Below are 22,291 nucleotides of genomic sequence, written 5' to 3' on the forward strand. Positions count from 1 at the left end.
GGGTCACATAGGGAACCGCAAAGGCGACGTGCCAATCCACCGAAGGGTTGGCCCCGCTCCACCGGATGGAGTTCCGATCCAGAAGCAGCAACCGGTCGTCATTGGCGAAGAGGAGCCAGTAGCTTCCAGGTTCGGCTGCGAAGGCAGGTCCGGTAGTGGTGATGGCGGCTGCTGCAGCCGCGATGACGCCGAGCGCGCGCATCACAACGGGATCTCCGCTCGATGGCTGATGCTTTCCATCACGCCTTTGTTGTCAAAAACCACGGCGAGGTGGACGTAGCGCCGCGAGCCATGGCGCGCGATATAATACTGCCACTGAAGCAGTCGCTTCCCGAACGGCATGGTCGAAACAGATGCTGGCCGCTCCAACAGCGCCGCGGCTTCGGCTTCAGTTGTCTTGCCCGGCTGTAGTTCGTCTGCATTCGGTCCGACGAAGGCCGGGATATCTAGATCGACAGGCGCGCAGCCCGATGCGGAGGTGAGGGCGGCCAGGCCCAAGGCCAGGGCGAGCGCTATTCGAGACGGTCTCATTCAGCATCCTATGAGTCACATTGGATGACACGGACACATGGATTGGCTGAGGCAGTCAAGCTCGAAACGAGACTCATAGTCTGTAGATTGATCGTCTGCATATCCCTCCCATCCTGTCGATGGACGTATGCAAACGCGTGGGCGAAAACGTTAGGCGGCTGAGGGAAGAACGGGGCCTCTCTCAGGAGACGCTCGCCTTCGAAGCCGGGATGCACCGAACGTATGTTTCCGGGATAGAGCGGGGGATTCGAAACCCGACGGTCACGGTGCTGGAGCGCCTCGCGAGTGCGCTTAAGGTTGCGATGGCTGATCTCGTTGCTTGATCGGCAAAGGCCGCTTTTGACTCATAGCGGCGGTTCGGAACGTCGGAATCATGGGCAACAGCCGTATCAGGCTGCCTCAAGTCCCGACGCTGGCGACGGCCGGGAGGTGCGGGCCGGTGGAAGACGGATGGCAAGGGGCTGAGCCAACGATGGCTCGCGAGACGAACGCTTTCCAAAGCGTTCCGGAAATCAAGGGCAGGTTCGGGGCATGGCCTGGGCGATATCCTTGATCTTCAAATTCGCCATTGGCTGGCTTCGGCAGCCGCAACGCGGCGTCTCCACCGCGTCCGATCAGGCGCAGACCTCCGCCCAAAAGGCGACGACCGGACGGGAAGCCGACTGAATCGACAGATAGGCGACCTGCGTGCCGGCAGAGCGACGACGGGGCCCCTCGGCGGCAGGGGACGAAGGCGGTTGAGTGCTGGGATCAATTTCCCTCATTATTCCCGCCAGAGCGCGACGCCGAGTACGGTGAGCAGCGCGCTGACCGCGACCATGGCGCTGTCGGCGACAACTGCATACCGCGGGAAGGTCCCGCCACGCCGACGTAGTGCGCTGATCGTCAGCACGGCGGAGATGCCCCCAGCCGCCAAGCTGATCTTGATCCAGGCGGCCACAGTCATTCAATGCGCTGGAAGAACCCAAGTGCGGGGGCGGCCGGCCGGGTCGCCAAGGCTCAGCCACCGGTGCAGCACGGTGCGAAGGACGCGGCCGCGACTTTCGCCGGTGATGAGAAGTGCGCCGGCGGCGACGAGACCGATCAGTCCTGCCGTGGCGCGGTGATGACGACGGTCTGCTGGTCAAGCGGCGTCTGGCGGATATTCATATCGCTTCCTTCTCTCGGCTGAGGGCTCCAGAGGGAATCGGCTCCGAGGATGCGGCGATCAGCTGGTGGCAGATGACGCTGCGCGGTCTGCTGATTTTCGCCGTCGGGGTGCTGGCCGCCCGGGTGGCGGCGTCGCGGGCATTCGGCAAATGGAGCCCGCTGGACATCATCTTCGCCGTGATCGTCGGATCCAATCTCGGGCGGGCGATGACAGGAAGCGCGCCCTTCGTCGCCACCCTCGTGGCCACCCTGGCGCTGGTCGCCGTTCATGCCGCGCTAGCTCGCGCGGCAGCGCGCTGGTCCTGGCTGAGCTTCCTGGTCAAAGGGGCGCGCGTTCGACTGGTGAAGAACGGCGACGTCGATCGCGCCGCCATGCGTCGGGCCGGCATCGGCGACGGCGATTTGGCCATGGCGCTGCGCGCCCACGGCCAGGGGGACCTCGGCCGGGTTCGCTGCGCCTACCTTGAGCGCAATGGCGATATCACCCTCCTTTTCGATGATCAGCGCTGATCGGTCTTGCGGTCGTCGAGCAGTTCGGCCCGTCGCCAGGGCCAGCAGCCTTCAATCTCGGTCTCCAGGGAGAAGCTCAGGAAGGTCCGGATGAGGATGACCAAACCGAGAAGGCCAACCGTCTCCACGGTCAGGGGCGCGGTGATGGTGCTGATGATGTCGGCGCCGACGAGAAGTTCTAGGCCGAGCAGGATACCACGGCCGAGATTGGCGCGGTAGTTGGCGTAAGCTTCCCGCCAGGCGCGATCACGTCCACCCCGCAGCAGAAAGGCGAGCGTGGCGAGAACCACGCTGCCGACGATAATGCCGGCGCCGAGCAGTTCGAGCACCACGGCGAAAGGCTGGATGAAGGCGTGCACGCCACTGAGCATGAGCTGAGCCGGCTAGCGGTGGCGGCGGCCCAGATTGCCGCTTGGGCTGTCGGCGCTGCCGCCGCTGCCGGCTTCGCCGATCGGTCCTTCGCCGGGCGCACCCAACTCCAATCCTGCGCTCTTGAGCCGGCCGATCTCCTCATCCGACAGCCCCGCGCGGCGCAGATCGGACCAGTCGCCGTACGGGCGCTGAGCAATCACGGTTTCAGCGCGGCCGCCGAGTTCGTCGATGGCGTCGAGTTCAGTCTTCGATGCAAGGTTCAGATAGACGGGGCGGTTATCAGCCATGGCGGTCTCCTTGTTGAGCGGGTTCGGGGCGCGGGCGGATCGCGGCGGCGCCTGGCGCGTCTAGGCCTTCGCGACGGCCGGCCCATGCCCCTGGACGGGTCGTCTCGGATCGATGCGACGGTCGGCGCGCGATGAGTGGAGCTGCGCCCGGGCGAACGCCAGCCCCGGATCGAGCCGCCGATCACGTTGACCGCCCAGGAAATCTTCCATCGTCAACGCCTCTCTCCTGCCGGTGCACCGGAGCGCCGGGCGGCCGCTTCGCATTCGCGAGTCGGCACCTGTAAGTTCAACACCAGGGTCTCACGAGCGTTCCCGACCGGACGAGCAGGTTGGATGTCTCCGCAACGGCGCGGCGGTCACGAGGATGCCTCAGCCAATAGAGCAGCACGCTGCGGACCGGGCGTCGGCCGGAGCCTCGCCGCCACCGACCGGTGCGCCCAGGCGTGGCGGTCGGGCGCGGAGCCTAGGCGATCAGCCAGAAGCCCAGCAGCCCGAGGGCGAGGACGCTCGCGATCCAGGCGATCAGGATCAGGAGGCCGTCACGGGCGATCAGGCCCAGGCCAAAGGCCGTGATCGCCGCCGCCGGCGCCGCCACGCGTGAACTTCTGGCGAGGTTTCGCGGCGACATGCGGTACCCAGGGGAGACGCCTGCAAAGACGGCGCGTCACTCGAGGCCATCCTGCTGCGCTTGCGCCGCCATGCAGGCGTGGTGGGAGACCATGCCCGTGCTGCGGCGCAGTTCCTCGTCCGAACGGTTTAACCATGTATCGCCGCTTCGGATTACGGGCAGCTGTTCCGAATGCATGTGATAGACGCTCACAGCTACCGCAGCGACTGGTTGTGCGCACAGGCGGGGCCAAAGGCTTACCGGCCGAAGGAGACGCCGGACTCCACCATGCTGCGGACGCCGCTGGAGGCCTTGGCTGGCGGAGGGTCTCAACAACGCTGCACGCTGGAATCCGATCGCCCAGCAGGTCTGGGTCGTGCACCTGAACGACCGTCAGGCGGACAGTCGCCCAAGGATGCCAAGCGCGTTAGGCGGTCACGCCTTCGTGGGCGAGCGTGGCCATCAAAGTCACTAAGCCCAAACCGCCGCCGGCTTCCAGCAGCGCGTCCAACCTGGGCGCGGCCCTTGCGAGATCGACCCGCGCCATGGACCAGTTGGGCAACAATTGGCGTTGCGATGATCCCCGCAACAGGACCCGCAGATTCGAGTGGCGCGGCTCGGCCCGGAGCGACTGAAGAAGGTCGTCCAGGGCGGGCCGTGGGCCCTCCAGGAGCTGGATGTAATTCCGTCCAGAGAACCCCAGCGCTCCTGTGATCTGCAAGCGGGCGTTCTTGGGAACCGAAATCCGAAAGATTCGCTCCAGCGTAACCTCCGGCGGAACGTTCTCGACCTGGCTCCGGTAAACAAGGCGGTCGATCAAACCCACCTTCCGTGTCTGTCGGTGCGCTGCCCGCCCTCGCCGGGCTCCTGCAGAGCGAGGTCATCGATGAAGCCGGCGAGCTGAGCCAGGGTGAACGGCTTGGCTATCCGCGGAAGCTTGGCCTGAGCAGGGTCCGGTGCCAAATTCAGGTCAGCATAGCCTGAAGCCACCGCTACGTTTGTCGTGGGCCGGAGCTTTCTGACCTGTTCCGCCAGTTGGCTGCCGGAGAGCCCGGGCATGACTTCGTCGGTCAGAACGAGGTCGATCTCAGGATGACGCTCGAAAATCACCAGGGCCTCATCGCCCGAGTTCGCCACCAGAACATTGTGACCCAGCTCGTCCAACATGGCGACGGTGTTGGTCAGAACGAGAGGGTCATCATCAACAGCGAGCACGAGAAGCCGCTCTCCGGGTTCTTCGACCGCCTCGGCCTTGCTTGCCTCCGCATTGGGGACGTCCGCGCTGGCCACTGGCAACCACAAGTCGATGCTCGTGCCCTTGCCGACCTCGCTATCGATTTCGATCCAGCCGCCAGACTGCCCTGCCAGCCCCTGGACCATGGAAAGTCCCAGCCCGGTTCCCTTGCCCACGCCCTTCGTCGTGAAAAAGGGCTCGATGGCCTTGGCGGCCGTCTCCGCGGGCATCCCGATCCCATCGTCGCTCACTCGCAGCCTGACAAAAGACCCCGCCCGGCGTTGTCCTCTGTCCTTCGACACGGTGACCTGGTCCGCCGTGATCGTGATTTCACCTCCAGTCGGGAGCGCGTCGCGGGCGTTGACCACGAGATTGAGCAGCGCGGTTTCGAGCTGGTAAGGATCTGTCTTCACCTTCGGCAACACATCGGCAAAGCGCATCCGGACATCAATGTTCGGACCAATGGACCGCCGAATAAACTCGCTCATGCCTCTGACGAGTTGCGGGATGTCCACGGCTTCGAGCTTGAGATCCTGTTTGCGCGCGAAAGCCAGCATCCGCTGGGTCAGGATGGCGCCCCGCTCGGCCCCCTGGATGGCGTTCTCAAGCAGGGGCGTGGTTCGGGGATCATAGGGAAGGCGTTTGCGGAGAAGGTCCAGACTGCCCGTGACGGCTGCCAGCAGGTTATTGAAGTCATGGGCGACGCCTCCGGTCAGCTGGCCGATGGCTTCCATCTTCTGCGACTGGTAGAGCGCCTCGCGCGCCGCCTCGAGTTCGCGTTGCGCGTTGGCGCGCTCGGTTATGTCGCGCGTGATCTTGGCGAACCCGATGATGTCGCCGTCGTCGCTCGTGATCGGATCAATCACGACGTGCGCCCAAAACCGGGTGCCGTCCTTACGGACGCGCCAGCCCTCCTTTTCAAAGCGGCCGGCTTCTCGCGCCATGCCCAGGGCGTTGGCTGGAGCGTTCGCCGCCACCTCCTCGGGTAGGTAAAAGCGGGAGAAGTGGTCGCCTATGATTTCTTCGGGCGCATAGCCCTTGATACGTTCGGCTCCCGCGTTCCAGCTGATCACCTTGCCGTCCGGGTCAAGCATATAGATCGCGTAGTCGGTGACGCCGCCCACCAGAATCCGGAACTGCTCCTGGCTCTGCCGCAAAGCCAGTTCGGCTTCGCGACGCTCAGTCAGGTCGCGGGTGATCTTCGCAAAGCCGATGAGTTCCGCGCCACGCCTGATCGGATCAATCACGACGTGGGCCCAGAATCGAGTCCCGTCCTTCCGCAGCCGCCATCCCTCGGCCTCGAACCGGCCCGCCTGGGCAGCGGCCGCAAGGGCGCGCTCGGGACGGCCGGCCTCCCGATCCTCCGGCGTGTAGAACTGGGAAAAATGGGCACCGAGCACTTCCTCGGCTGAATACCCCTTGAAGCGCTCCGCTCCGGGGTTCCAGCTTGTCACGTGACCTGCCGGGTCCAGCATGTAGATCGCGTAGTCGGTGATGGACTCGATCAGCAGACGGTATCGGCTATCGTCGGAGCCATCTCGTTGTGTGGTCAATGTGATGTGGTCCTATTCCCCGGAAGCCGAACGGACCCGCGAGCGGATTGTTCCCACACCACAACTCGCCCCGTCCGCGAACGCGCGGACGCCGGATAAAAAGCAGGCGCGCCGACGTCTCTATGCACCGACCTTTGGAGCGATTGGACCTGCCAGAGGAACGCGCAATTCCCGCAACGGGTCGTGAGCTGACCTTCGCGCCGCCTCTGCTTGAAGGCCCGATTCCCGGCTGTTCGCCAAAGACCGGTCCTGGCGCAGTGCCGACCAGCGGTCTGGTGAGCACTACGTTGTAGCTGCGCGAGCGCGCTTGAGGACAATCTGGACTTCCCGCGCCGGTAGTTTAGTAAAGTCTAGCCGCACGTTGCGGGACAGCTCCGGTGGCGCGTGTCTTTATGATATCCGATGCGGAAAAGACCCGGTTCCACATCTTCCACAAGGCTGACACCATCAGATTGGGTGACGCGAAGGCGTCTTTTCTAACTTTGATCCGGTCCATGGTGCTAGGAACTGACTTCGCTGCGGTGGTCACCTGATGCTTCCGACCGTATCGATCCTGCCGACCGACAGCACAGACCTTGGAGCTCTTTGCGAGGCCGCGGTTTTCTTTCCTCGGACACGCTGGATTTTGCAGGCGCGCCCGCTCGCGGTTCTGGTCCAAATGTTTGGCTGGGATCATCTTGATCGGTTCCTCGATGTCAGCGGTGTAAGGGATCTCTTCGCTTCACGCCGACCTACGCCTGGCGATCAGCCCATTATTTCACCGACGACAACGGCAAGCCTGCGCTTGCGACCGGCGCCTTCGTCGCGCCCATCGACATCATGCCGCGGCAGGCGGCCTATGGGCTGCTGGATGCCGCCCTCGATTACCGGCCCGCGAGCGGCGCCTGGGGGGCAGGGGTGTTCATACGCAATGGTTTAGACGAAGAGTATCTCACCGACGCCGGCAACGGAGGGCAGGACTTCGGACTTCCAACCTACACGCGGGGAGCCAAACGTCTCATCGGGCTGCGATTGAGCCTCTACCGCTAGGGTTGAGGTCCAAGGTCCGCCGGCACGCGCCTCAGGCAGATGTAGCCAGCGGCCAGAAACAGCACGATGACGGGCATGGCGATACGCTGGCTCTGGGTGACGATCGTCAATCCGGCGATGAGGAGCGGGGCCAGGAAGGCCGTCGCCTTGTTGGAAAAGGCGAATAGCCCGAACCACCGACCTTCGAACCCTGGCGGCGTGAGCCTGGCCATCCAAGCCCTCATGGACGCTTGCATCGGGCCGGCGGCGGCGCCGATGACGAGGCCCAGCACCATGAATATCCGTTCCGACGGCGACGCCAGGAACCCGTTGCCGGCCGTCGGCGGCGGGACCGGAATCAGCATCACCCGATCCGCCGTGATCATGGCCGCCCCCAGCACGGCCGCGGCGAGCACGACGACCGAGAGCAGAACGACCGTTCTCGGGGCATGGCGAGGTTCGACGGCGCCCGAAGCCCACGCCGCCAGTCCGGATGTGATGATGATCAGTCCCCCGTAGGTTCCGAGTTCGGCGACGCCCCAATCGAACAATCCCGCAGCGAGGACGCCTCCGAAGACAGCGGCGGCCGTAAGCCCATCGGCGACCAGCATCCGGCCAAGGAGGAAGCGGCGGGTCTTCGCCGGCATATCGCGCAAAGCTGAAACCAGCGATATCCGGCTCCCGGCCGCGGACTGGGGCTTCGGGTCGCGCGTCCAGAGGACGAACGGGATGAGGAAAAGGGCGTACCAGACCGCCACGAACGGACCCACGATCCGGTCGGGTTCGCGGGCGATCGGGTCCAGCCCAAGAAGAGGCGGGTCCATCACGTTGAAACCGATGTAGAATACGGCGAGGCTCAGCAGTCCTCCGAGATACCCCAGAGCCACGGCTGAGCCCGACAGTCTGCCGAGACGCCCCGGGTGAGCGATGTGGGGCAGCATGGCGTTATTGGCGGTGACGGTCATTTCCGCTGAAACCGCCGCCACGATTAAACAGCCCATGATCAGGGGAAGACGCTCGAGATGGCCGGGCGCGGCGAACCACAACCCCGCGCAGGCCAACATGAAGGGAAGGGAGGCGGCGAGCACCCAGCGTTTCGCATCTGAGCCTCGATCGATCCTGGAGCCGACGAAGGGGCTGAGAAGCGCGATCAGAAGCGCCGCCACGCCGCCCGCCAGCCCGATGAGCGCCTGGCCCCGGACCGTATCGCCGACAAATCCTGAGGCGAAGTACGGCTTGAAGATGAACGCGGCGACGAGGGTGAAGTAAGGCTGTTGCGCCCAGTCGAACATCGACCAACCAAACTGTTCCAGGCTTCGATCGCCGAAACTTCGGGGGGTGGACACAGCTGTCATCGGACTCTCAAGCCAGCTCGTATCGAGGTTTCTAACAGGCGTGCCTCAGTCTGTCTGGCGAAAGCAGGCTCGCCTGACTGGCCCGGGTTGGCAAAGCAAAATTTGCGCCAAGTCGGATCACGGAAGTCTGGCTGACGCCGGGGCGCGGTTGCGAGATCATGCGCGATCAATAAGTCGGGCCTAGGCTCAGGACCCATTGATGTGATGGGCGCGATCTGATTCAGGCTCCTGAGGAGTCTGGATATGAGCGACCTGTATTGGCTGACGGACGAGCAGATGGCTCGGCTGGAGCCCTTCTTCCCCAAGAGCCACGGCAAGCCGCGCGTTGACGACCGCCGGGTATTGAGCGGGATCATCTTCGTCAACCGCAACGGCCTGCGCTGGCGGGATGCGCCGTCGGCCTATGGGCCGCACAAGACGCTCTACAATCGCTGGAAGCGGTGGAGCGAGGCGGGCGTCTTCGTCCGGATGATGGAGGGCCTGTCCGGCGCCCAGACCGAACGTCGGACTGTCATGATCGACGCGACCTATCTGAAGGCGCACCGCACGGCTTCGAGCCTCGCGGTAAAAAAGGGGGCCTCGGGCGGCTGATCGGACGCACGAAAGGCGGCATGAACACCAAGCTTCACGCCGTGACAGACGTCAACGGAAGGCCCATCAGCCTCTTCATGACAGCGGGTCAGGTCAGCGACTACATCGGCGCTGCCGCTCTCGTGGACAGTCTGCCCCGCGCCCAGTGGCTGCTGGGGGACCGGGGCTACGACGCCGACTGGTTCCGGGACGCCTTGCAGGCCAGGGGGATCACGCCGTGCATCCCTGGCCGCAAATCCCGGACCGAACCCATCCGCTACGACAAGCGACGCTACAAGCGGCGAAACCGGATCGAAATCATGTTTGGCCGCCTGAAAGACTGGCGACGGGTCGCCACTCGCTACGATCGCTGCCCGACCGTCTTCCTGTCCGCCATAGCCCTCGCCGCCACAGTGCTGTTCTGGCTATGAGTCCTGAGCCTAACCAGAGCGGGGGCGCCGTGCGTATCGAAACAGCTCCGGGCCGTGGCTCCAAGGTCTCGCTCCACCTGCCTATGGCCGATGCGGCCCTGAGCCCGATAGAAGCGCTCGTCGCCGCCGAGTTGGCCGAAGGGGCCGGTCGTCGAGTGCTGTTTGTCGAGGATGATCCTGGCGTCAGGCTTCTGGTCGGCGAAGTTCTGAACGAACTCGGGTTCGAGGCGATCGAAGCGTCCGGTCCTGAGTTCGCCATCGAGGTGCTCAGGTCCTCCGTGACACTGGATCTGCTCATCACCGACGTCGGGCTTCCGGGAATGAACGGACGGCAGCTGGCCGAGCTGGCGCGTGCACACCGTCCGAACCTGCCGATCCTGTTTGTCACAGGCTACGCCGAGAACGCCGTCATCCGCGCGGACTTCCTCGCGTCGAACATGGCCATGATCACCAAACCATTCTCGCTAGAAACGCTATCGCGCCGAATCAAGGCTGTGCTGGAGCCGGCTGACTGAGACCTGGAAGCGCCAAAACAGGACATCTGCCCGACGGCCGTCAGCGGACCTTCGCGGATTGTCGAGAGGGCGGAAAGGCATGGCCTAGGTCGCGATGTCGAAACTGTCCGCCCGGGCGATACGCCAAGCCGCGCCATAGAAGTCTCGGTCAGAGTTGCCCGCCAACAACTCCCCCCTCTCAAGAAAAATGTGCAGCTGCGAGAACAGTCTGATCTCGGTCAGACTGACGCGACGGACGAGATGATGCGGCCCAAGTCTGCTCGGATGGTGCAGGCCTGCTGCAGCGATCATCTCGGACAGGGCCAGCAAGGTGTTCCGATGGAAGTTGTGCACGCGCTCAGCCTTGTCGCTGACCACGAGCGCGCGCTGACGCATGGTATCCTGAGTAGCGACGCCGGTGGGACATTGGTTCGTATGGCACGACAGGGACTGGATGCAGCCGATGGCGAACATGAAGCCGCGTCCCGCATTAGTCCAATCCGCGCCGAGCGCCATGACCGTCGCGATATCGAAAGCGCTGACGATCTTGCCGGCAGCTCCGATCTTGATCTGGTCTCGCAAGCCCGCGCCCACGAGGGTGTTGTGGACGAATAGCAGGCTCTCGCGAAGCGGCATGCCAAGATGGTCTGCAAATTCGAGAGGCGCGGCGCCCGTCCCTCCCTCGGCGCCGTCGACGACGATGTAGTCGGGAAGAATGCCTGTCTCGAGCATCGCCTTCACTATGCCCATGAACTCCCAAGGCTGACCCACGCATATCTTGAACCCGACCGGCTTGCCGCCGGACAACTCGCGCAGTCGAGCGATAAAATGAATGAGCTCCAGCGGCGTGGTGAAGGCCGAATGCCCTGACGGAGAGATACAGTCGCGGCCGACGGGAATGCCGCGCGTGAGCGCGATTTCGGGGGTGACCTTCTCGCCAGGCAGAATGCCGCCTTTGCCAGGCTTGGCGCCTTGGCTGATCTTCAACTCGACCATGCGAACCTGGGGATCGACGGCCTGCTCGGCGAACCGATGGGGATCGAACCGGCCTTGGTCGTCGCGACATCCGAAATAACCGCTCCCGATCTCCCAGATGAGGTCGCCGCCGTACTCGCGGTGATAGGGGCTAATGGAGCCTTCACCCGTGTCATGAGCGAACCCCCCGAGCTTCGCACCCTTGTTGAGCGCGCGAATGGCGTTGGCGCTCAGTGCGCCGAAGCTCATGGCGGAGATATTAAAGATTGATGCGGAGTATGGCTGCCGACATGCTTCGCCGCCGATCGAAACCCGGAAAGACCCGGGATCCGCTGCGGGGACAGGTCTGGTGGAATGCGCGATGAATTCGTAGCCGTTCTCGTACACGTCCAGAAGGGTGCCGAACGGACGATCACTGACTTCATTTTTGGCGCGCGCATACACAAGCGAGCGCTGGCTGCGGGAAAACGGCGTCTCCTCGTGATCGTCTTCGAACAGATACTGCCTGATGCCGGGACGAATATCCTCGAAGAACCAGCGAAGCCGGCCCACGAGCGGGTAATTGCGTCGGACCGAATGGGCCGGCTGGCCAAGGTCGTAAAGTCCGATCGCAGACAGGACCGCCGCCAAGGCGAGCAAGGGCCAAGCCCATGGGGCTGGAAGCGCCGGGATCACCAGCAGCACTGAGGCGAGGCTTGCCGCGAGAGGAGCAAAGCGAATGAATGACACGAGAACCTCCGAACTCGGTGCAGGGACTTACTGTGGACTCGGCGAGATGACGTCCGCACGGGCAAGAGATGCCGGCGGGCTTTTCGGGATCGTCGCAGCTATGGCGCGCGTCTAGACGGCGGACAGGTCTTGAGAGACGGCGGTCCGATACCTGAGCTCAGGTCAACCGAGCTGCCGCAATCAGGCTTAGCAATACTGCAGCCAGCATTGAAAAGACGATCCAGCGTCTCGTCGAGCGAGGCTTGGCGACCTGGAGCCTCGAAAGGCTGCTTGCATAGAATGGCGGTCTTGGATGGCCGACCTCTGTGCCGACGATATTGTGTCGTCCTCTCATGACGCGTCTCTGCCGATAACCGGAGCGATCCAAAGGGACAGGATCCGCCAAGGCCAATCGTCCGAGAGCGCCTCGGAGCGTTCAAGCAGTTTTGGGACCGAGCAGAACATCGCCAGGCGGACATCGTCACCGGCAGGAATGGCGGGGTGATCCCACAGAACCTCCTGGAGAGCGGCCTCCTGGCGCATCCGTTGCGGCAGTAGGTCGTAGCGAGTGTCGCGGCCGAGCTGCCGCGCATTCCGTTTCTCGATCTTGGCGACCAGAGCCTCGGTTTCCGAAGTGCGATGCGGCGCATGCTGGAAAACACGCTTCGCAATAACCATCCGCTCCGCAGGCGGCACGGATGTCTCGACCAGAGGTTCGGGGCCGCCGGGATCTCGAACGCCCTTCTCCAGCGCGAGGGACATCAGCTGGTCCCGGCCAATGGGGGAGAACGCGAGTTCAGCAGCCTTGTCCAAGATCAGTTTCGCGTGACCTTCGCCGGGACGGCTGGCTTCCAGGTCGACCCGTTCCCACCACGCCGCGCTTATCGCTTCTGACGCGGCGGCCTCCAGCAACATCGTGTCGCTAGCACACATGCGCGTCATGAGAATTCACCACGTCCAGAACCTTCAACCGGTGTGGTCGGCCCTTGTCGTCGATCCAGCCGAATTCGGCTCCGACAGCGAGGCCCAGCAGGGAGGCGCCGACCAAGCTGAGGATCGAAACCCAGCGCTTGTCGATATCGGCGTCCGCCGGCAAGACCAGCCGGATTTCACGGATTTGCCCGCTGCTGTAGTCCTCGTAGGTGACCCAGCTGCCGATCCGGCAGAAGGGTCGCGTGTTCGAGGTCTCGTCCACCATCACAGCCCGGTCGAGCTCATCCTCGAGCAACATCGCCGCGGCCGACGTCGGTGCGCTGCCGATCATCGCGGCGATGATTGCGTGGTCCTGGGTGGTGATCAGAAGCCGAGGTTTTCTGACCGCTTTTGACCGGGTCTTTGTCATTACGAACGTCCTTGTCGCCTGCGGCCGCAACACGGCACGCCATGGCCGCACTAAGCGGCGCGGGGGCTGACTGAATGAGAGAGGGAATTCACGAGCGCGACATCACGCCGCCAGCGTGATCGAGCTGACGTTCACTCTGAAACTCGCGCGAAAAATTAGTCCCCAAACCCTGAGCGTTCGCTCAATACGGGCTTGGGGCTAGACGGCTCCGACGAAACGTCCTGCGTGAAGCGTATTCCGCAACTGTAAGGCGCATTTCCACATTACGAGGTGGATTGTGCGCCTTTGCTCATGTTCAGTCAACTCTTCGCGCAGAGCTGAACTGACCGTTGAACTACGGTGATGCGCATGCGGCCCGGCACCCGACTTTCACTTACCGCGTCTGCCGGTCTCTGGGTTAACGCAGGGGATAAGCCGAGCTCGAGCCTGCGACACATGGGCCAGACCAAAATCGGAAAGCGGATTCAATCAAGGTCCGCTAAGAGTCACGAAGCGACATTGAGGACTCGCCGGTCGGCAATGTCTGGGTTTGACTCATAGCCGACGTTCAAAAGGTCTGGTTGTTGGGACTAGTCAGCGGGGGGCATTAGTAAGATTGCGGCTTGTGGATCGTAGCATGGCCGCTGTGACGCAAGTGGGTCTTGTCGAGGTCAGCAATCAGCTCTGCACCCTTCTCTTTTCCGACCAACTTGACGTGACCCCCTGAAACTCCTCCAGGAATAGCTAGAGTCCGCCCCTTGAAAGGACGGACAGAATGAAGCGATCACGGTTCACAGAAGAGCAGATCATCGGGATCTTGCGGGAGCAGGAGGCCGGTGTGGCGACGGCAGAGGTGTGCCGGCGACACGGTGTCAGCTCGGCGACCTTCTACAAGTGGAAGGCCAAGTTCGGAGGCATGGACGTGTCGGAGGCCCGGCGGCTGAAGGCGCTGGAGGACGAGAACACCAAGCTGAAGCGGATGCTGGCGGACGCGATGCTGGACAACGTCGCGCTGAAGGATCTGCTGGGAAAAAAGTGGTGACGCCCGCCGGCTATCGCGAGGCGGCTAGCCATCTGCAGGCCGCCTACGAGATGAGCGAACGGCGGGCGTGCCGTGTGCTGGGCGTCGATCGGACGAGCGTGCGCTATCAGGCGACGCGCCCGGACGACGGCGCGCTGCGCGACCGGCTGAAGGCTCTGGCCCAGGAGCGTCGCCGGTTCGGCTATCGCCGCCTGCACGTGCTGCTGCGGCGCGAAGGCCATGCGGTCAACAGGAAGCGGATCCAGCGGATCTATCGCGAGGAGCGACTGACGGTCCGTCGACGCGGCGGTCGGAAGCGCGCCATCGGCACCCGAAGACCGCTGGAGCTGCCACTGGTGGCGAACCAGCGCTGGTCGCTGGACTTCGTGGCCGACCAGATGACTGACGGGCGGCGCTTCCGCATCCTGACGGTGATCGACAACTGCACGCGTGAATGCCTGGCGCTGGTGGCCGACACCTCGCTGTCGGGCGCGCGGGTCGTGCGGGAGTTGGACGCCGTCATCCGGCAGCGGGGCCGGCCCGACACCATCGTCAGCGACAACGGGACGGAATACACCTCGAACGCGGTCCTGGCCTGGGCCGACAGCACCGGCGTCGGCTGGCATTACATCGCGCCCGGCAAGCCCCAGCAGAACGGCTTCAACGAGAGCTTCAACGGACGCCTGCGCGACGAGCTGCTGAACGAGACGCTGTTCCGCTCCCTTCCGCACGCCCGGGCCGTTCTCGAAACCTGGCGGCGCGACTACAACGAAACTCGGCCGCACTCGAAGCTCGGCTGGCTGACGCCCAAGGCCTACGCTGAGGCGCTCACCGGACACATCGGCCGGCCTGCTGCGCTGGTTGATGGCTGCGCAGGCCGGCCTCTTGCCAACCCCACCAACCCCAGTTCAGATCAACCAAGGACTCTCGTTATGGCTGGATGAGAAACGGGGGTCACGTCAAACTCGATCAACGCATCGAGCTTAGCCTCCATTCGATCATCGTTCTCTTTGGAAGGCCTCCATTCGATCATCGTTCTCTTTGGAAGATGGTGACCCGACATAGAGAAAATAAGCCAAGCCGACGACCTGCCAGAGAAGTTGCAGAAACTTTGACTGCCAGTTCTCGAAGGTGTCGCGACCCATTTCGACCAGATAGGGCGAGAGACGGACAGCTTGCCCATGAGAGGTCTGGTCATCCACATAGGCGAGCCAGCCGAAGCCCCAATGAAGGGCGATCGAGACCGTGAAGAAGGCCAGTGTAATCCAGGCGTAGGCATACTTCTTCAGCATGACCTAGCTCCATCAATCCTGCGTCGGTGAACCCGAGGGTTCGTTCGGCCCGGTCTGCCCTTCGAAATCACGGGCGTCCGTTCGGCCCTCCTACAGCCTTCGCGTCGCGGGGTCCGGACCCGGCTGGCCGCCTGGCCCAATGCCGCCCGCCGCCAGCTGCTGTTCCGCCGGCGTCGTATCAAGACGCCGACCTTTTGCGACGCCCGGCGGCAACGCGGCTTCGGCTTCTTGATCCGATTTCATCAGGCTCGAAGCTCTCTTTCGACGTCGCTCGCCAAGTTTCCCACCTTCTCGACGGCCCGTCGAAGCTGATCTTCAGTGACCCCGAACTTCTCGGCCCAATCCCGAGCCTCATAGTTTTCGCTCAGGCTGATCCGCTGGCGATCCGGGTTGCCGGTCTGGGTTTTGTCGTCTGTCATGGGCGCCTCCTGATGAACCCGAAACAGCGGGAGAGCCGTTCCGTTTCCTGTGTCCAATATCGGTCGGTGGGCCGGGCCGAAGATCGGATCCGGTTCGGCGACTGCAAAGCGGACATGCGCCGGAGAAGCGCAAGACCTCACTCAGCCCGTCAGATGCGGCAGGGACAGGACCATAAGCAGGGTCGTCACTACAGCGCACGCGAACACAGAGATCCAGGCGAGTAGCCGATCGAAGCGGTTGTTCGATAACCGTGCACGCCGGATTTTCGGACCGGAGAAAAGCGCCATCCCTCGAGAATGACGTAGCAACGCGCGCGCTTCCCTAACGCAGGTTAGCGGCGGGCATTTTTGGCGACCCGTGTTCGTAGGCTTTGCGGCTGTGCAAATGACGCTCGCTAAGTTTAGGGTGAGGGCGGACAGATGAGGCGAACACCATGATCGACCCCTTCATCCGCAAGCTTCAGTATGGCGCCGATCTGACCGATCGAGATCGGGCCGATCTCTGCGACGCCGTGGTGGATGTCTGCACCTTCAAGGCGGGAGAGGATATCTCGTCGCAGGGCGAAGTCCCCCGAAACGTGCACGTGGTGCTTGAGGGCTGGGGCTGTCGCTACAAGATGCTGGAGGACGGTCAGCGTCAGGTCATGGCGATCTTCGTTCCAGGCGACATGTGTGATCTGCATGTGCAGATCCTGACCGAGATGGATCATGGGATCGGCGTTCTGACGGACGCCAGGGTCGCGCAAATCTCTCCGGCTCGTATCAATGCCCTGACAGACAATCCGAGGATCAACCTGGCGCTCAACTGGGCGACGCTGGTGGACGAGGGCACCCTGCGCGAGTGGCTGGTGAACATCGGCCAGCGCCCCGCGGATCGACGCCTGGCGCATCTGATCTGCGAGCTCCATGTCCGGCTCCGCGCTGTCGGTTTCGCCGATGAAGCGGGCTTGGATCTGCCGCTGACGCAGGCGCAATTCGCCGACATCACATCCATGAGCCCAGTGCACATCAACCGGACGCCGATGACGTTGCGCGACGCCAACCTGATCCGCACGGAGGGGCGGTTCGTAGAAATTCCGAACTTTGATCGCCTCGCCGAGTTCGCGGGCTTCGAGCCCAGCTACCTGCACCTTGGAGGCACCAAGCCAAACGCCCAGGTCTGAGATGCGATATTTCTTCGATACGGTCGATCCCAGCGGCGCCCGCCGCGACGGCGTCGGCGTCGATTGTCCGTCCGACAACAGCGCGCGCCGTCTAGCGCGAAAGGCGCTGGGCGAAATGTTCTCGGACTCCCCTAACGAAGGCGACGAGACGTATAAGATTTCGGTCAGGGATAACGCGGGAGCGACGGTGTTCGCTGGGACCTTGGCCTACAGGCAAGATTTGACGTCCTTTTGAGGATCGGCCTTCAGCCGTCGGGTCGCCGTCATTGACGATGGCGTCGTCGACCGAGGTCGTGCACGGGTCCTGCGATCAAAGCCAAGTGATTGCGGCTGGCTTTCCGTGCTCGACATGCAGCCGCGCCCTTCGATCGCCCAGCCAGATGCGCTCAACGGTGATCGCGTCCCATCCCGCCGGCAAGCTCACCACCCGTCTCGGCCATGTCTCTGGGGCGCCGCGTGCTTCCAGCCCCATCAATCCGTAGACAAGCCCCATCAACATGCCCGCCAGATTGGCGAAGAATGGACCGGCCGCCGTTTCGCTGTCGGGATGGTCCGGTCGATACTCGAGACATTGGTGGAAACGGCCGGCGTCATAAGCGGCGTATCCAGCCTCGAACAGCTGAAGGGCCAAAGCGCGGTCGCCGGCCAAGGCGGCCCACGTCGCGTAGAGGGCGGGAAACATCGGCGCCCCGACATAGTCACGCCAGTGGGCCAGATAGAGATCGAGAGTTCGGCGCATCGTCTCCGGATCGGCCTGATAACCGCCCGGGAACAGTCCGGCCAAGGGCGATGGGGTGGCGCCCTTGGGTTCATCGATGCGGAAGCCGTCGTGCGCCGCAATCGCTCCGTCTGAACGTATCGGCAGATACAGGGTCTGACGAATGGCACGCCACGCCGCATGGGGTGGTCGTCCAAGCACCTCCGCAGCGCTTATCGCCCGCGACAGAACATCGTCGGCCAACATCAAGGTGAAGGCGTCATTGTCCGGCGGGCTTGGGACCTCAGCCGGTCCTGTGGCGCGCATCAGCTCATAGCCGCGCTCTGTCAGGCTCAATCGACTGACGATCCAGTCTGCGACGCCTTCAAGCACGGGCCAGGCCTTTTCCCGCAGGAAGGCCTCATCGCCTGTGGCGTCGGCGAACAGGCTGAACGCGCGCGCCACATGCAGCGACCCATGATCCTCGTGCGCCGCCCCCGTCCCGCCGCCCGGCGTCGCTTCCTGGCCGGACAAGGGAGCCGCCTCCCACGGAAACTGCAGTCCCTGGCGGCCGGACAGACGCGCGTTCGACGCGGCGGCCGCGAGACCGCGCGAGCGGAAGTCGAGCAAGGCGCGTGCGGCGTCGGGTTGGCTGAGGACCAGGGGCGGCACGCAGAAGGCGTCGATGTCCCACATCACATGGCCGAATAGTAGGAATAGTCTCTCCATTCGGCGAGGCCGAAGATCGAGGTCGCGGCCGGCGAGGCGGGGTGGACGGAGCTGTTCAGATAGAAGAAGGCCGCATCGATCAAGGCCTGATGCGCTGGATCGGCGCCCGTCACGACGATCCGGCCACGCCATAGCTCACGCCAGGCGTCGCGGTTGCGGGCGCGAAGGGTCTCAAACCCGGTCTGGGCCGCGCGCGCCACCCGACGTACGGCCTCTTCGTCGGGTCGCGCATGGATCAGCGACGGAACAAGGGCCGCCATCTGGCGAAGTCGCGCACCGCCTTTGCCGATCTGGCCCAGATCGTAAGTGGTTTGCAGCGGTCCCGACGCATCCCAGCGTGTCACTTCGCGCCCGGCGGCCGAATCCGTCTCGGTCCACAGCGCAATCCCGCAGGTCGATAGGTCGCCCTCTGTCGACCACAGCAGGGAGCCGTCGCAAGCGGGGTCCGTTTCTCCGGGCGTGTCCGTCCGACGCCGTACGACCCGCCCTCTGACATCGGCGGTCGAGGTCCGGGCGCGCAGGCGGATGTCGCACGGCGCATCCGGTCGAACCGTGACCTCCTGCATGACGACGGCCGGCGCCGTGCGGCTGGCGAAGGTGACGACCTCGATCTCGGCGCTAACGCCGCTCATCCGCGCGCGCCAGCGGCTGGTCAGTTCAGCGGTCGAAAAATCATAGGCCTGACTTAAGTCGCTCACGCACCAAGGCTGGTCCGACAGCCAGACGCCGTTGATGCAGATGTCGGCTTCCAGCGGATAGGGGACAGGGACGCCTGCCTCGATGCGGCGTTCCGGGTCCTGGCCGACGACGCCGTTGACGATCGTCATGCCCGGCGAGAGCGTCATTTCCCGCACGCGCAGACCGATCAGGCCGTTGGCCACATAGGCGGGGAGCGCACCGTTTCTCGCCGCGGCTTCTTCGGGCGGGCTGATCGGTCGCCAGCCCGGGACATTTTCGTCGTTCGTCACCTACGTCTCGCCTCGACCTCGACGTCTATGATCTGCGCGGCGCACTGAGAGTGAGAGGATCAAATCTCGAAGCCGGCCGCAGTTTCCTATGTCCGCTTTCAGCCGTTCGGACGAAAGCAATAGCTCGACCGAAGAGGACACGACGCTCGATCCACAAGTGCGAGGATCGAAGTGTCATTCGCTATAGGCGACGGTTGTCATGATCGCATTCGCCGCCTGTCGCGAATCCAGGCGCGTATGCTGCACGACGACAGGGTGTCGTGAGCGTATGAGGCTGGCGTAGTCTGTATCGCGGGGCACGGGCTCAGGATCATGTAGGTCATTGAAGCGGACATGTTTGGTCCGCCGGCCACCGACCGTCAGCTTATAAGGGCCGACCGGTTCGCGATCCTCGAAGAAGAGCGTGATCTCCACCTCGGTCGACGCGTCGCCTGGATTGAGGATACAAGCCGTTTCATGGCTGATCATCGCCGGGCTTGGGCCCGTGCTGTCGCTGGGAATATAACCTTCCGCGATCACCCACACCCTTTTTCCGATCTCACTCATAAGCCGTTGCCCCTGTTGTTGCGATCTATGTCCGCCGGCGCCATCGCGCGGTGATGTTGCCGGACCTGCCCGCTCAAGCGGCCAAAGCCTCGTCGGTTCGCACGAGCGATGCGATGCCGTCGGCGGCGCGTCTCGAACTGACGTCGCAATCCGACAGGCGCTTCGCGAAGCTTCGCGCGTTTCCCCGATATTTTCCGTCGGCAAGCACCTGAACCAGCGCACGTTTGATCCGGGCTGACGAAGCGCGCTCTGAGAGCCGAACGCCCGCACCCAACCATTCCACCCTGGCGGCGTTGTCGGCGTGATCACGCCCCATCGGCATCACGACCAAAGGCACGCCATGCTTTAGAGGTCGAAGAACCGTTCCATGCCCGCCATGGCAGATGACGGCCGCACATTGGGGCACGATGTCGTCGTGCGAGGCCTGCGCCAGGACGCGCACGTTGGAGATCTGCGGAAGTTTCGCGTCAGCCAGCGCCGGTCCAAGCGTGACGAAGGCATTGATCGGCAGGGTCTCGACCGCAGCCATCGTCCTGATCAACACCGACTTCTGGTCTTGGAAGGTGGTGCCGAACGAAATCAGGACGTTCGGTCGGCCGTTGACAGGCATCTCAGCCGTGCCGTCCGCCCAATTCGGCGTTTCGAATAGCGGGCCGCAATAAGCGTAACGTCCTGACGCCTCATCGGCATCAAAGTCGAACGCAGCGGAAGCGCCGATCAGGATGCGGCGCGCAACGTCTAGCTGGTCAAGCGTGTGAAGTAGAGGCGGAAGCCCGACCAGCGCGCGTGCGGCGTTCAAATCAGGCAGGCCGACATCAAAGAATTTCCGGATTAGCTTTCTAGTGACGGCGTCGCGGGCGAGGTCGGACTGCGACTTCGCCAGCGTATAGCCCGGGCCGAAGGGCGGGACATCCTCCCGCGTCGGAAAGCACCACAAATTCGCCGTCAGAAGCGCCAGCGGCGTCCCGCGCTTCTCGGCCGCCATCATCACGCCGAACAGCAGTTCGTTCGAAACGATCACATCGGGTTCGAATTCGGCTGCGAACTCCAACGTGTCTTGGGCGTACGCGGCCGCTGGGCCCGTAGCCACATCGACGCAGATGCGTCTGATCACGGCGGGCGGCCAACGCGTTTTCCAGTCGCTTAAACCACCCGCCTCCGCGCCGAGAGCGCCACGATCCGGAGCCCGTCGCCAAGATTTAAAGGGAAGCACTTTGGCCTCCGCCGCCGGAGCGTTGCACGGATCGCTTACGATGAGCACGTCGTGACCGAGGTCCTTTAGGGCCGCGGCCGTCAGAAGAGGTGCGGGAACGTGGCCGCCCCCTTCGAAGGTTGTGAATAGAACGCGCATGGCTGATCCGGGCTATGTTTCACAAGCCAAAGCCGTGCGGGGCTCTCTCTGTTCCTCAAACGAGCAAAAGCCCGTCTGAACGCGGCGCTGCGTCGCAAACCGCACCTTTGAAACCCACCTCTACGAAGTGGCTTGTACCGGCCATGGTGCCTGTCCAATGAGCCGCTCCCGTCCGGAACAGCGTGAACACCTTCGTCATAGCCTCGCCCAGGCGGCCCGGCATCGACGACACAGGGCCGTCCTTCTGGGTCTGATCGCAATCGCCTGCCTGTTAGCCCTGCTTAGCTACTGACAGGAAAAACACGACGACACCGACCGAAGCGGTCGAGAAAACGAGAGGCTTAGACCGCCGTTGGGTCGGATGGCCCTGACGCCTCAGTGGTTGGATACACGTTCGAGCGGAGACAGCCACGAGCGCTCCGGGCCGAGGCTAGGCGCAAGGCGGGTTTGGCGTGCCCGAAGACGAGCTTCTCGTAGCGGGTCAGGAGGAAGTTTTCCCTCGAACGTGAGTGGGGAGCGGCCGTCGAAAATCACGGCGCCGATGCCGGTGATCCGCCTCCGACGAGGATACCCAGCAGAGGTATGCCTTACGCCTCGAATATTATGCCTTTGGCGCCGGAGTAAACTGTCAGCCGCAAGCCCGGAATAACTTCCGGGTACTGGCTGGATCTAAGCTACGCGAATTGATCTACAGCCAAGTGGGCTATGACCCCACGGGTGGCGACCGATTTAGAGATTGGCACGAGCGCATCTCGCTAAACCACCAATCGGCCCCCAAGGCCTACTTCAACATCTTCAATGAAGCACACACGATCGTTTATGAGCTAATCATTGCCGGCGGGGTCGTAGGCCCCAAAACTGTCGTTGACGGATCGATCGGAACGCATTGGTCGAAACACACTGGGAAGAGAATGACCAGGAAGGACAGTTTGGCCCGCGCCGACAGTTTCCGCACAGGTTCCCAGACAGCCACCCGCAGGCTCGCTGTAATCCCCAAACG

General features: G+C 63.4%; 25 protein-coding genes. 7 read left to right on the forward strand and 18 right to left on the reverse strand.

From position 1 onward, the window contains the following. Together VH88_RS16545 and VH88_RS13925 are read right to left on the reverse strand one after the other, a co-directional pair. Positions 1 to 202: hypothetical protein (locus tag VH88_RS16545; protein ID WP_045811780.1), on the reverse strand; the 202-nt coding region annotated here is incomplete at its 3' end. Beyond that, positions 202 to 498, reverse strand: a complete 297-nt coding sequence (locus tag VH88_RS13925) for an outer membrane protein assembly factor BamE (RefSeq protein WP_045811781.1) — start codon at positions 496 to 498, stop codon at positions 202 to 204. The genes VH88_RS13925 and VH88_RS16545, both read right to left, overlap by 1 nt. A gap of 152 nt (positions 499 to 650) precedes the next feature. Between VH88_RS13925 and VH88_RS13930 the strand changes: the two genes are divergently transcribed. Continuing rightward, entirely contained in the window at positions 651 to 854 is a 204-nt protein-coding gene (locus VH88_RS13930) for a helix-turn-helix domain-containing protein (protein ID WP_045811782.1), read from the forward strand. Positions 855 to 1,294: 440 nt separating this feature from the next. Here the strand turns inward: VH88_RS13930 and VH88_RS13935 are convergent, their stop codons facing one another. Next, entirely contained in the window at positions 1,295 to 1,477 is a 183-nt protein-coding gene (locus tag VH88_RS13935; protein ID WP_045811783.1) for a hypothetical protein, read from the reverse strand. A 3-nt stretch (positions 1,478 to 1,480) separates the two neighbouring features. Between VH88_RS13935 and VH88_RS16120 the strand changes: the two genes are divergently transcribed. Continuing rightward, positions 1,481 to 1,702 carry a hypothetical protein gene (locus VH88_RS16120; RefSeq protein WP_156146857.1) on the forward strand — a complete coding sequence of 74 codons (222 nt, stop codon included), beginning with the start codon at positions 1,481 to 1,483 and terminating at the stop codon, positions 1,700 to 1,702. Positions 1,703 to 1,752: 50 nt separating this feature from the next. Next, a complete protein-coding gene (locus VH88_RS13940; protein ID WP_045811802.1) occupies positions 1,753 to 2,190 on the forward strand; it encodes a DUF421 domain-containing protein in 438 nt (145 codons plus the stop codon). On the opposite strand, the gene VH88_RS13945 is transcribed toward VH88_RS13940, so the two are convergent. The 6 genes from VH88_RS13945 to VH88_RS13970 all read right to left on the reverse strand — a co-directional run bounded on the left by VH88_RS13945 (position 2,181) and on the right by VH88_RS13970 (position 8,606). Continuing rightward, positions 2,181 to 2,549, reverse strand: coding sequence for a DUF1622 domain-containing protein (locus tag VH88_RS13945; protein WP_231576696.1), 369 nt, complete (start codon positions 2,547 to 2,549; stop codon positions 2,181 to 2,183). The two genes, VH88_RS13940 and VH88_RS13945, sit on opposite strands and share 10 nt — an antisense overlap. Before the next feature lie 24 nt (positions 2,550 to 2,573). After that, a complete protein-coding gene (locus VH88_RS13950; RefSeq protein ID WP_045811785.1) occupies positions 2,574 to 2,849 on the reverse strand; it encodes a hypothetical protein in 276 nt (91 codons plus the stop codon). A 463-nt stretch (positions 2,850 to 3,312) separates the two neighbouring features. Then, a complete protein-coding gene (locus tag VH88_RS16125; protein WP_156146858.1) occupies positions 3,313 to 3,477 on the reverse strand; it encodes an exopolysaccharide biosynthesis protein in 165 nt (54 codons plus the stop codon). Between the two features lie 406 nt (positions 3,478 to 3,883). After that, entirely contained in the window at positions 3,884 to 4,276 is a 393-nt protein-coding gene (locus VH88_RS13955) for a BLUF domain-containing protein (RefSeq protein WP_045811786.1), read from the reverse strand. Continuing rightward, positions 4,273 to 6,243: a PAS domain-containing sensor histidine kinase gene (locus VH88_RS13960; RefSeq protein ID WP_231576697.1), complete on the reverse strand. Its 1,971-nt coding sequence runs from the start codon at positions 6,241 to 6,243 to the stop codon at positions 4,273 to 4,275. The genes VH88_RS13955 and VH88_RS13960 overlap by 4 nt, the downstream gene beginning before the upstream one ends. A gap of 1,025 nt (positions 6,244 to 7,268) precedes the next feature. Next, on the reverse strand, positions 7,269 to 8,606 hold the full coding sequence (locus VH88_RS13970; protein WP_045811789.1) for an MFS transporter: 1,338 nt from the start codon (positions 8,604 to 8,606) through the stop codon (positions 7,269 to 7,271). Positions 8,607 to 8,849: 243 nt separating this feature from the next. Between VH88_RS13970 and VH88_RS15800 the strand changes: the two genes are divergently transcribed. Together VH88_RS15800 and VH88_RS13985 are read left to right on the forward strand one after the other, a co-directional pair. After that, positions 8,850 to 9,607 (forward strand): IS5 family transposase gene (locus tag VH88_RS15800; RefSeq protein ID WP_112862666.1). Its coding sequence is split into 2 segments (ribosomal slippage): positions 8,850 to 9,171 and positions 9,171 to 9,607, totalling 759 coding nucleotides; the frame shifts between segments, so codons are not numbered across the junction. A 29-nt stretch (positions 9,608 to 9,636) separates the two neighbouring features. Next, positions 9,637 to 10,122 (forward strand): response regulator, encoded by a 486-nt coding sequence (locus VH88_RS13985; RefSeq protein ID WP_197071096.1) that lies wholly within the window; start codon positions 9,637 to 9,639, stop codon positions 10,120 to 10,122. A gap of 84 nt (positions 10,123 to 10,206) precedes the next feature. Here the strand turns inward: VH88_RS13985 and VH88_RS13990 are convergent, their stop codons facing one another. The 3 genes from VH88_RS13990 to VH88_RS14000 all read right to left on the reverse strand — a co-directional run bounded on the left by VH88_RS13990 (position 10,207) and on the right by VH88_RS14000 (position 13,126). Further along, positions 10,207 to 11,805: an FMN-binding glutamate synthase family protein gene (locus VH88_RS13990; protein WP_045811791.1), complete on the reverse strand. Its 1,599-nt coding sequence runs from the start codon at positions 11,803 to 11,805 to the stop codon at positions 10,207 to 10,209. A gap of 330 nt (positions 11,806 to 12,135) precedes the next feature. Continuing rightward, on the reverse strand, positions 12,136 to 12,699 hold the full coding sequence (locus VH88_RS13995) for a hypothetical protein (RefSeq protein ID WP_156146859.1): 564 nt from the start codon (positions 12,697 to 12,699) through the stop codon (positions 12,136 to 12,138). 7 nt (positions 12,700 to 12,706) lie between these two features. Continuing rightward, a complete protein-coding gene (locus tag VH88_RS14000) occupies positions 12,707 to 13,126 on the reverse strand; it encodes a GreA/GreB family elongation factor (protein ID WP_045811793.1) in 420 nt (139 codons plus the stop codon). 754 nt (positions 13,127 to 13,880) lie between these two features. On the opposite strand from VH88_RS14000, the gene VH88_RS14010 reads away from it, so the two are divergent. Continuing rightward, positions 13,881 to 15,070 (forward strand): IS3 family transposase gene (locus tag VH88_RS14010; protein WP_156146860.1). Its coding sequence is split into 2 segments (ribosomal slippage): positions 13,881 to 14,139 and positions 14,139 to 15,070, totalling 1,191 coding nucleotides; the frame shifts between segments, so codons are not numbered across the junction. 54 nt (positions 15,071 to 15,124) lie between these two features. Here the strand turns inward: VH88_RS14010 and VH88_RS14015 are convergent. Together VH88_RS14015 and VH88_RS15805 are read right to left on the reverse strand one after the other, a co-directional pair. After that, positions 15,125 to 15,418: a DUF6766 family protein gene (locus VH88_RS14015; RefSeq protein ID WP_197071097.1), complete on the reverse strand. Its 294-nt coding sequence runs from the start codon at positions 15,416 to 15,418 to the stop codon at positions 15,125 to 15,127. A gap of 242 nt (positions 15,419 to 15,660) precedes the next feature. Next, positions 15,661 to 15,837, reverse strand: coding sequence for a DUF3606 domain-containing protein (locus VH88_RS15805; protein ID WP_082064521.1), 177 nt, complete (start codon positions 15,835 to 15,837; stop codon positions 15,661 to 15,663). A gap of 434 nt (positions 15,838 to 16,271) precedes the next feature. Here VH88_RS15805 and VH88_RS14020 point away from each other — a divergent pair, with 434 nt between their 5' ends. Then, on the forward strand, positions 16,272 to 17,000 hold the full coding sequence (locus VH88_RS14020) for a Crp/Fnr family transcriptional regulator (RefSeq protein ID WP_045811795.1): 729 nt from the start codon (positions 16,272 to 16,274) through the stop codon (positions 16,998 to 17,000). Between the two features lie 310 nt (positions 17,001 to 17,310). On the opposite strand, the gene VH88_RS16130 is transcribed toward VH88_RS14020, so the two are convergent. From VH88_RS16130 to VH88_RS14040, 4 genes are all read right to left on the reverse strand, one after another. Then, the gene (locus tag VH88_RS16130) at positions 17,311 to 18,426 is read right to left on the reverse strand and encodes a hypothetical protein (protein ID WP_197071098.1); all 1,116 of its coding nucleotides are present in this window, start codon (positions 18,424 to 18,426) and stop codon (positions 17,311 to 17,313) included. Then, positions 18,393 to 19,394, reverse strand: coding sequence for a hypothetical protein (locus VH88_RS16135; RefSeq protein WP_156146862.1), 1,002 nt, complete (start codon positions 19,392 to 19,394; stop codon positions 18,393 to 18,395). The genes VH88_RS16130 and VH88_RS16135 overlap by 34 nt, the downstream gene beginning before the upstream one ends. Positions 19,395 to 19,568: 174 nt before the next feature. Further along, positions 19,569 to 19,940: a sensory rhodopsin transducer gene (locus tag VH88_RS14035; protein WP_045811797.1), complete on the reverse strand. Its 372-nt coding sequence runs from the start codon at positions 19,938 to 19,940 to the stop codon at positions 19,569 to 19,571. A gap of 73 nt (positions 19,941 to 20,013) precedes the next feature. Continuing rightward, positions 20,014 to 21,291, reverse strand: coding sequence for a glycosyltransferase (locus tag VH88_RS14040; RefSeq protein WP_045811798.1), 1,278 nt, complete (start codon positions 21,289 to 21,291; stop codon positions 20,014 to 20,016). Positions 21,292 to 22,291: the final 1,000 nt, after the last annotated feature.

The sequence above is a fragment of the Brevundimonas sp. KM4 genome, assembly GCF_000964075.1.
GTDB classification, from domain to species: Bacteria; Pseudomonadota; Alphaproteobacteria; order Caulobacterales; family Caulobacteraceae; genus Brevundimonas; species Brevundimonas huaxiensis.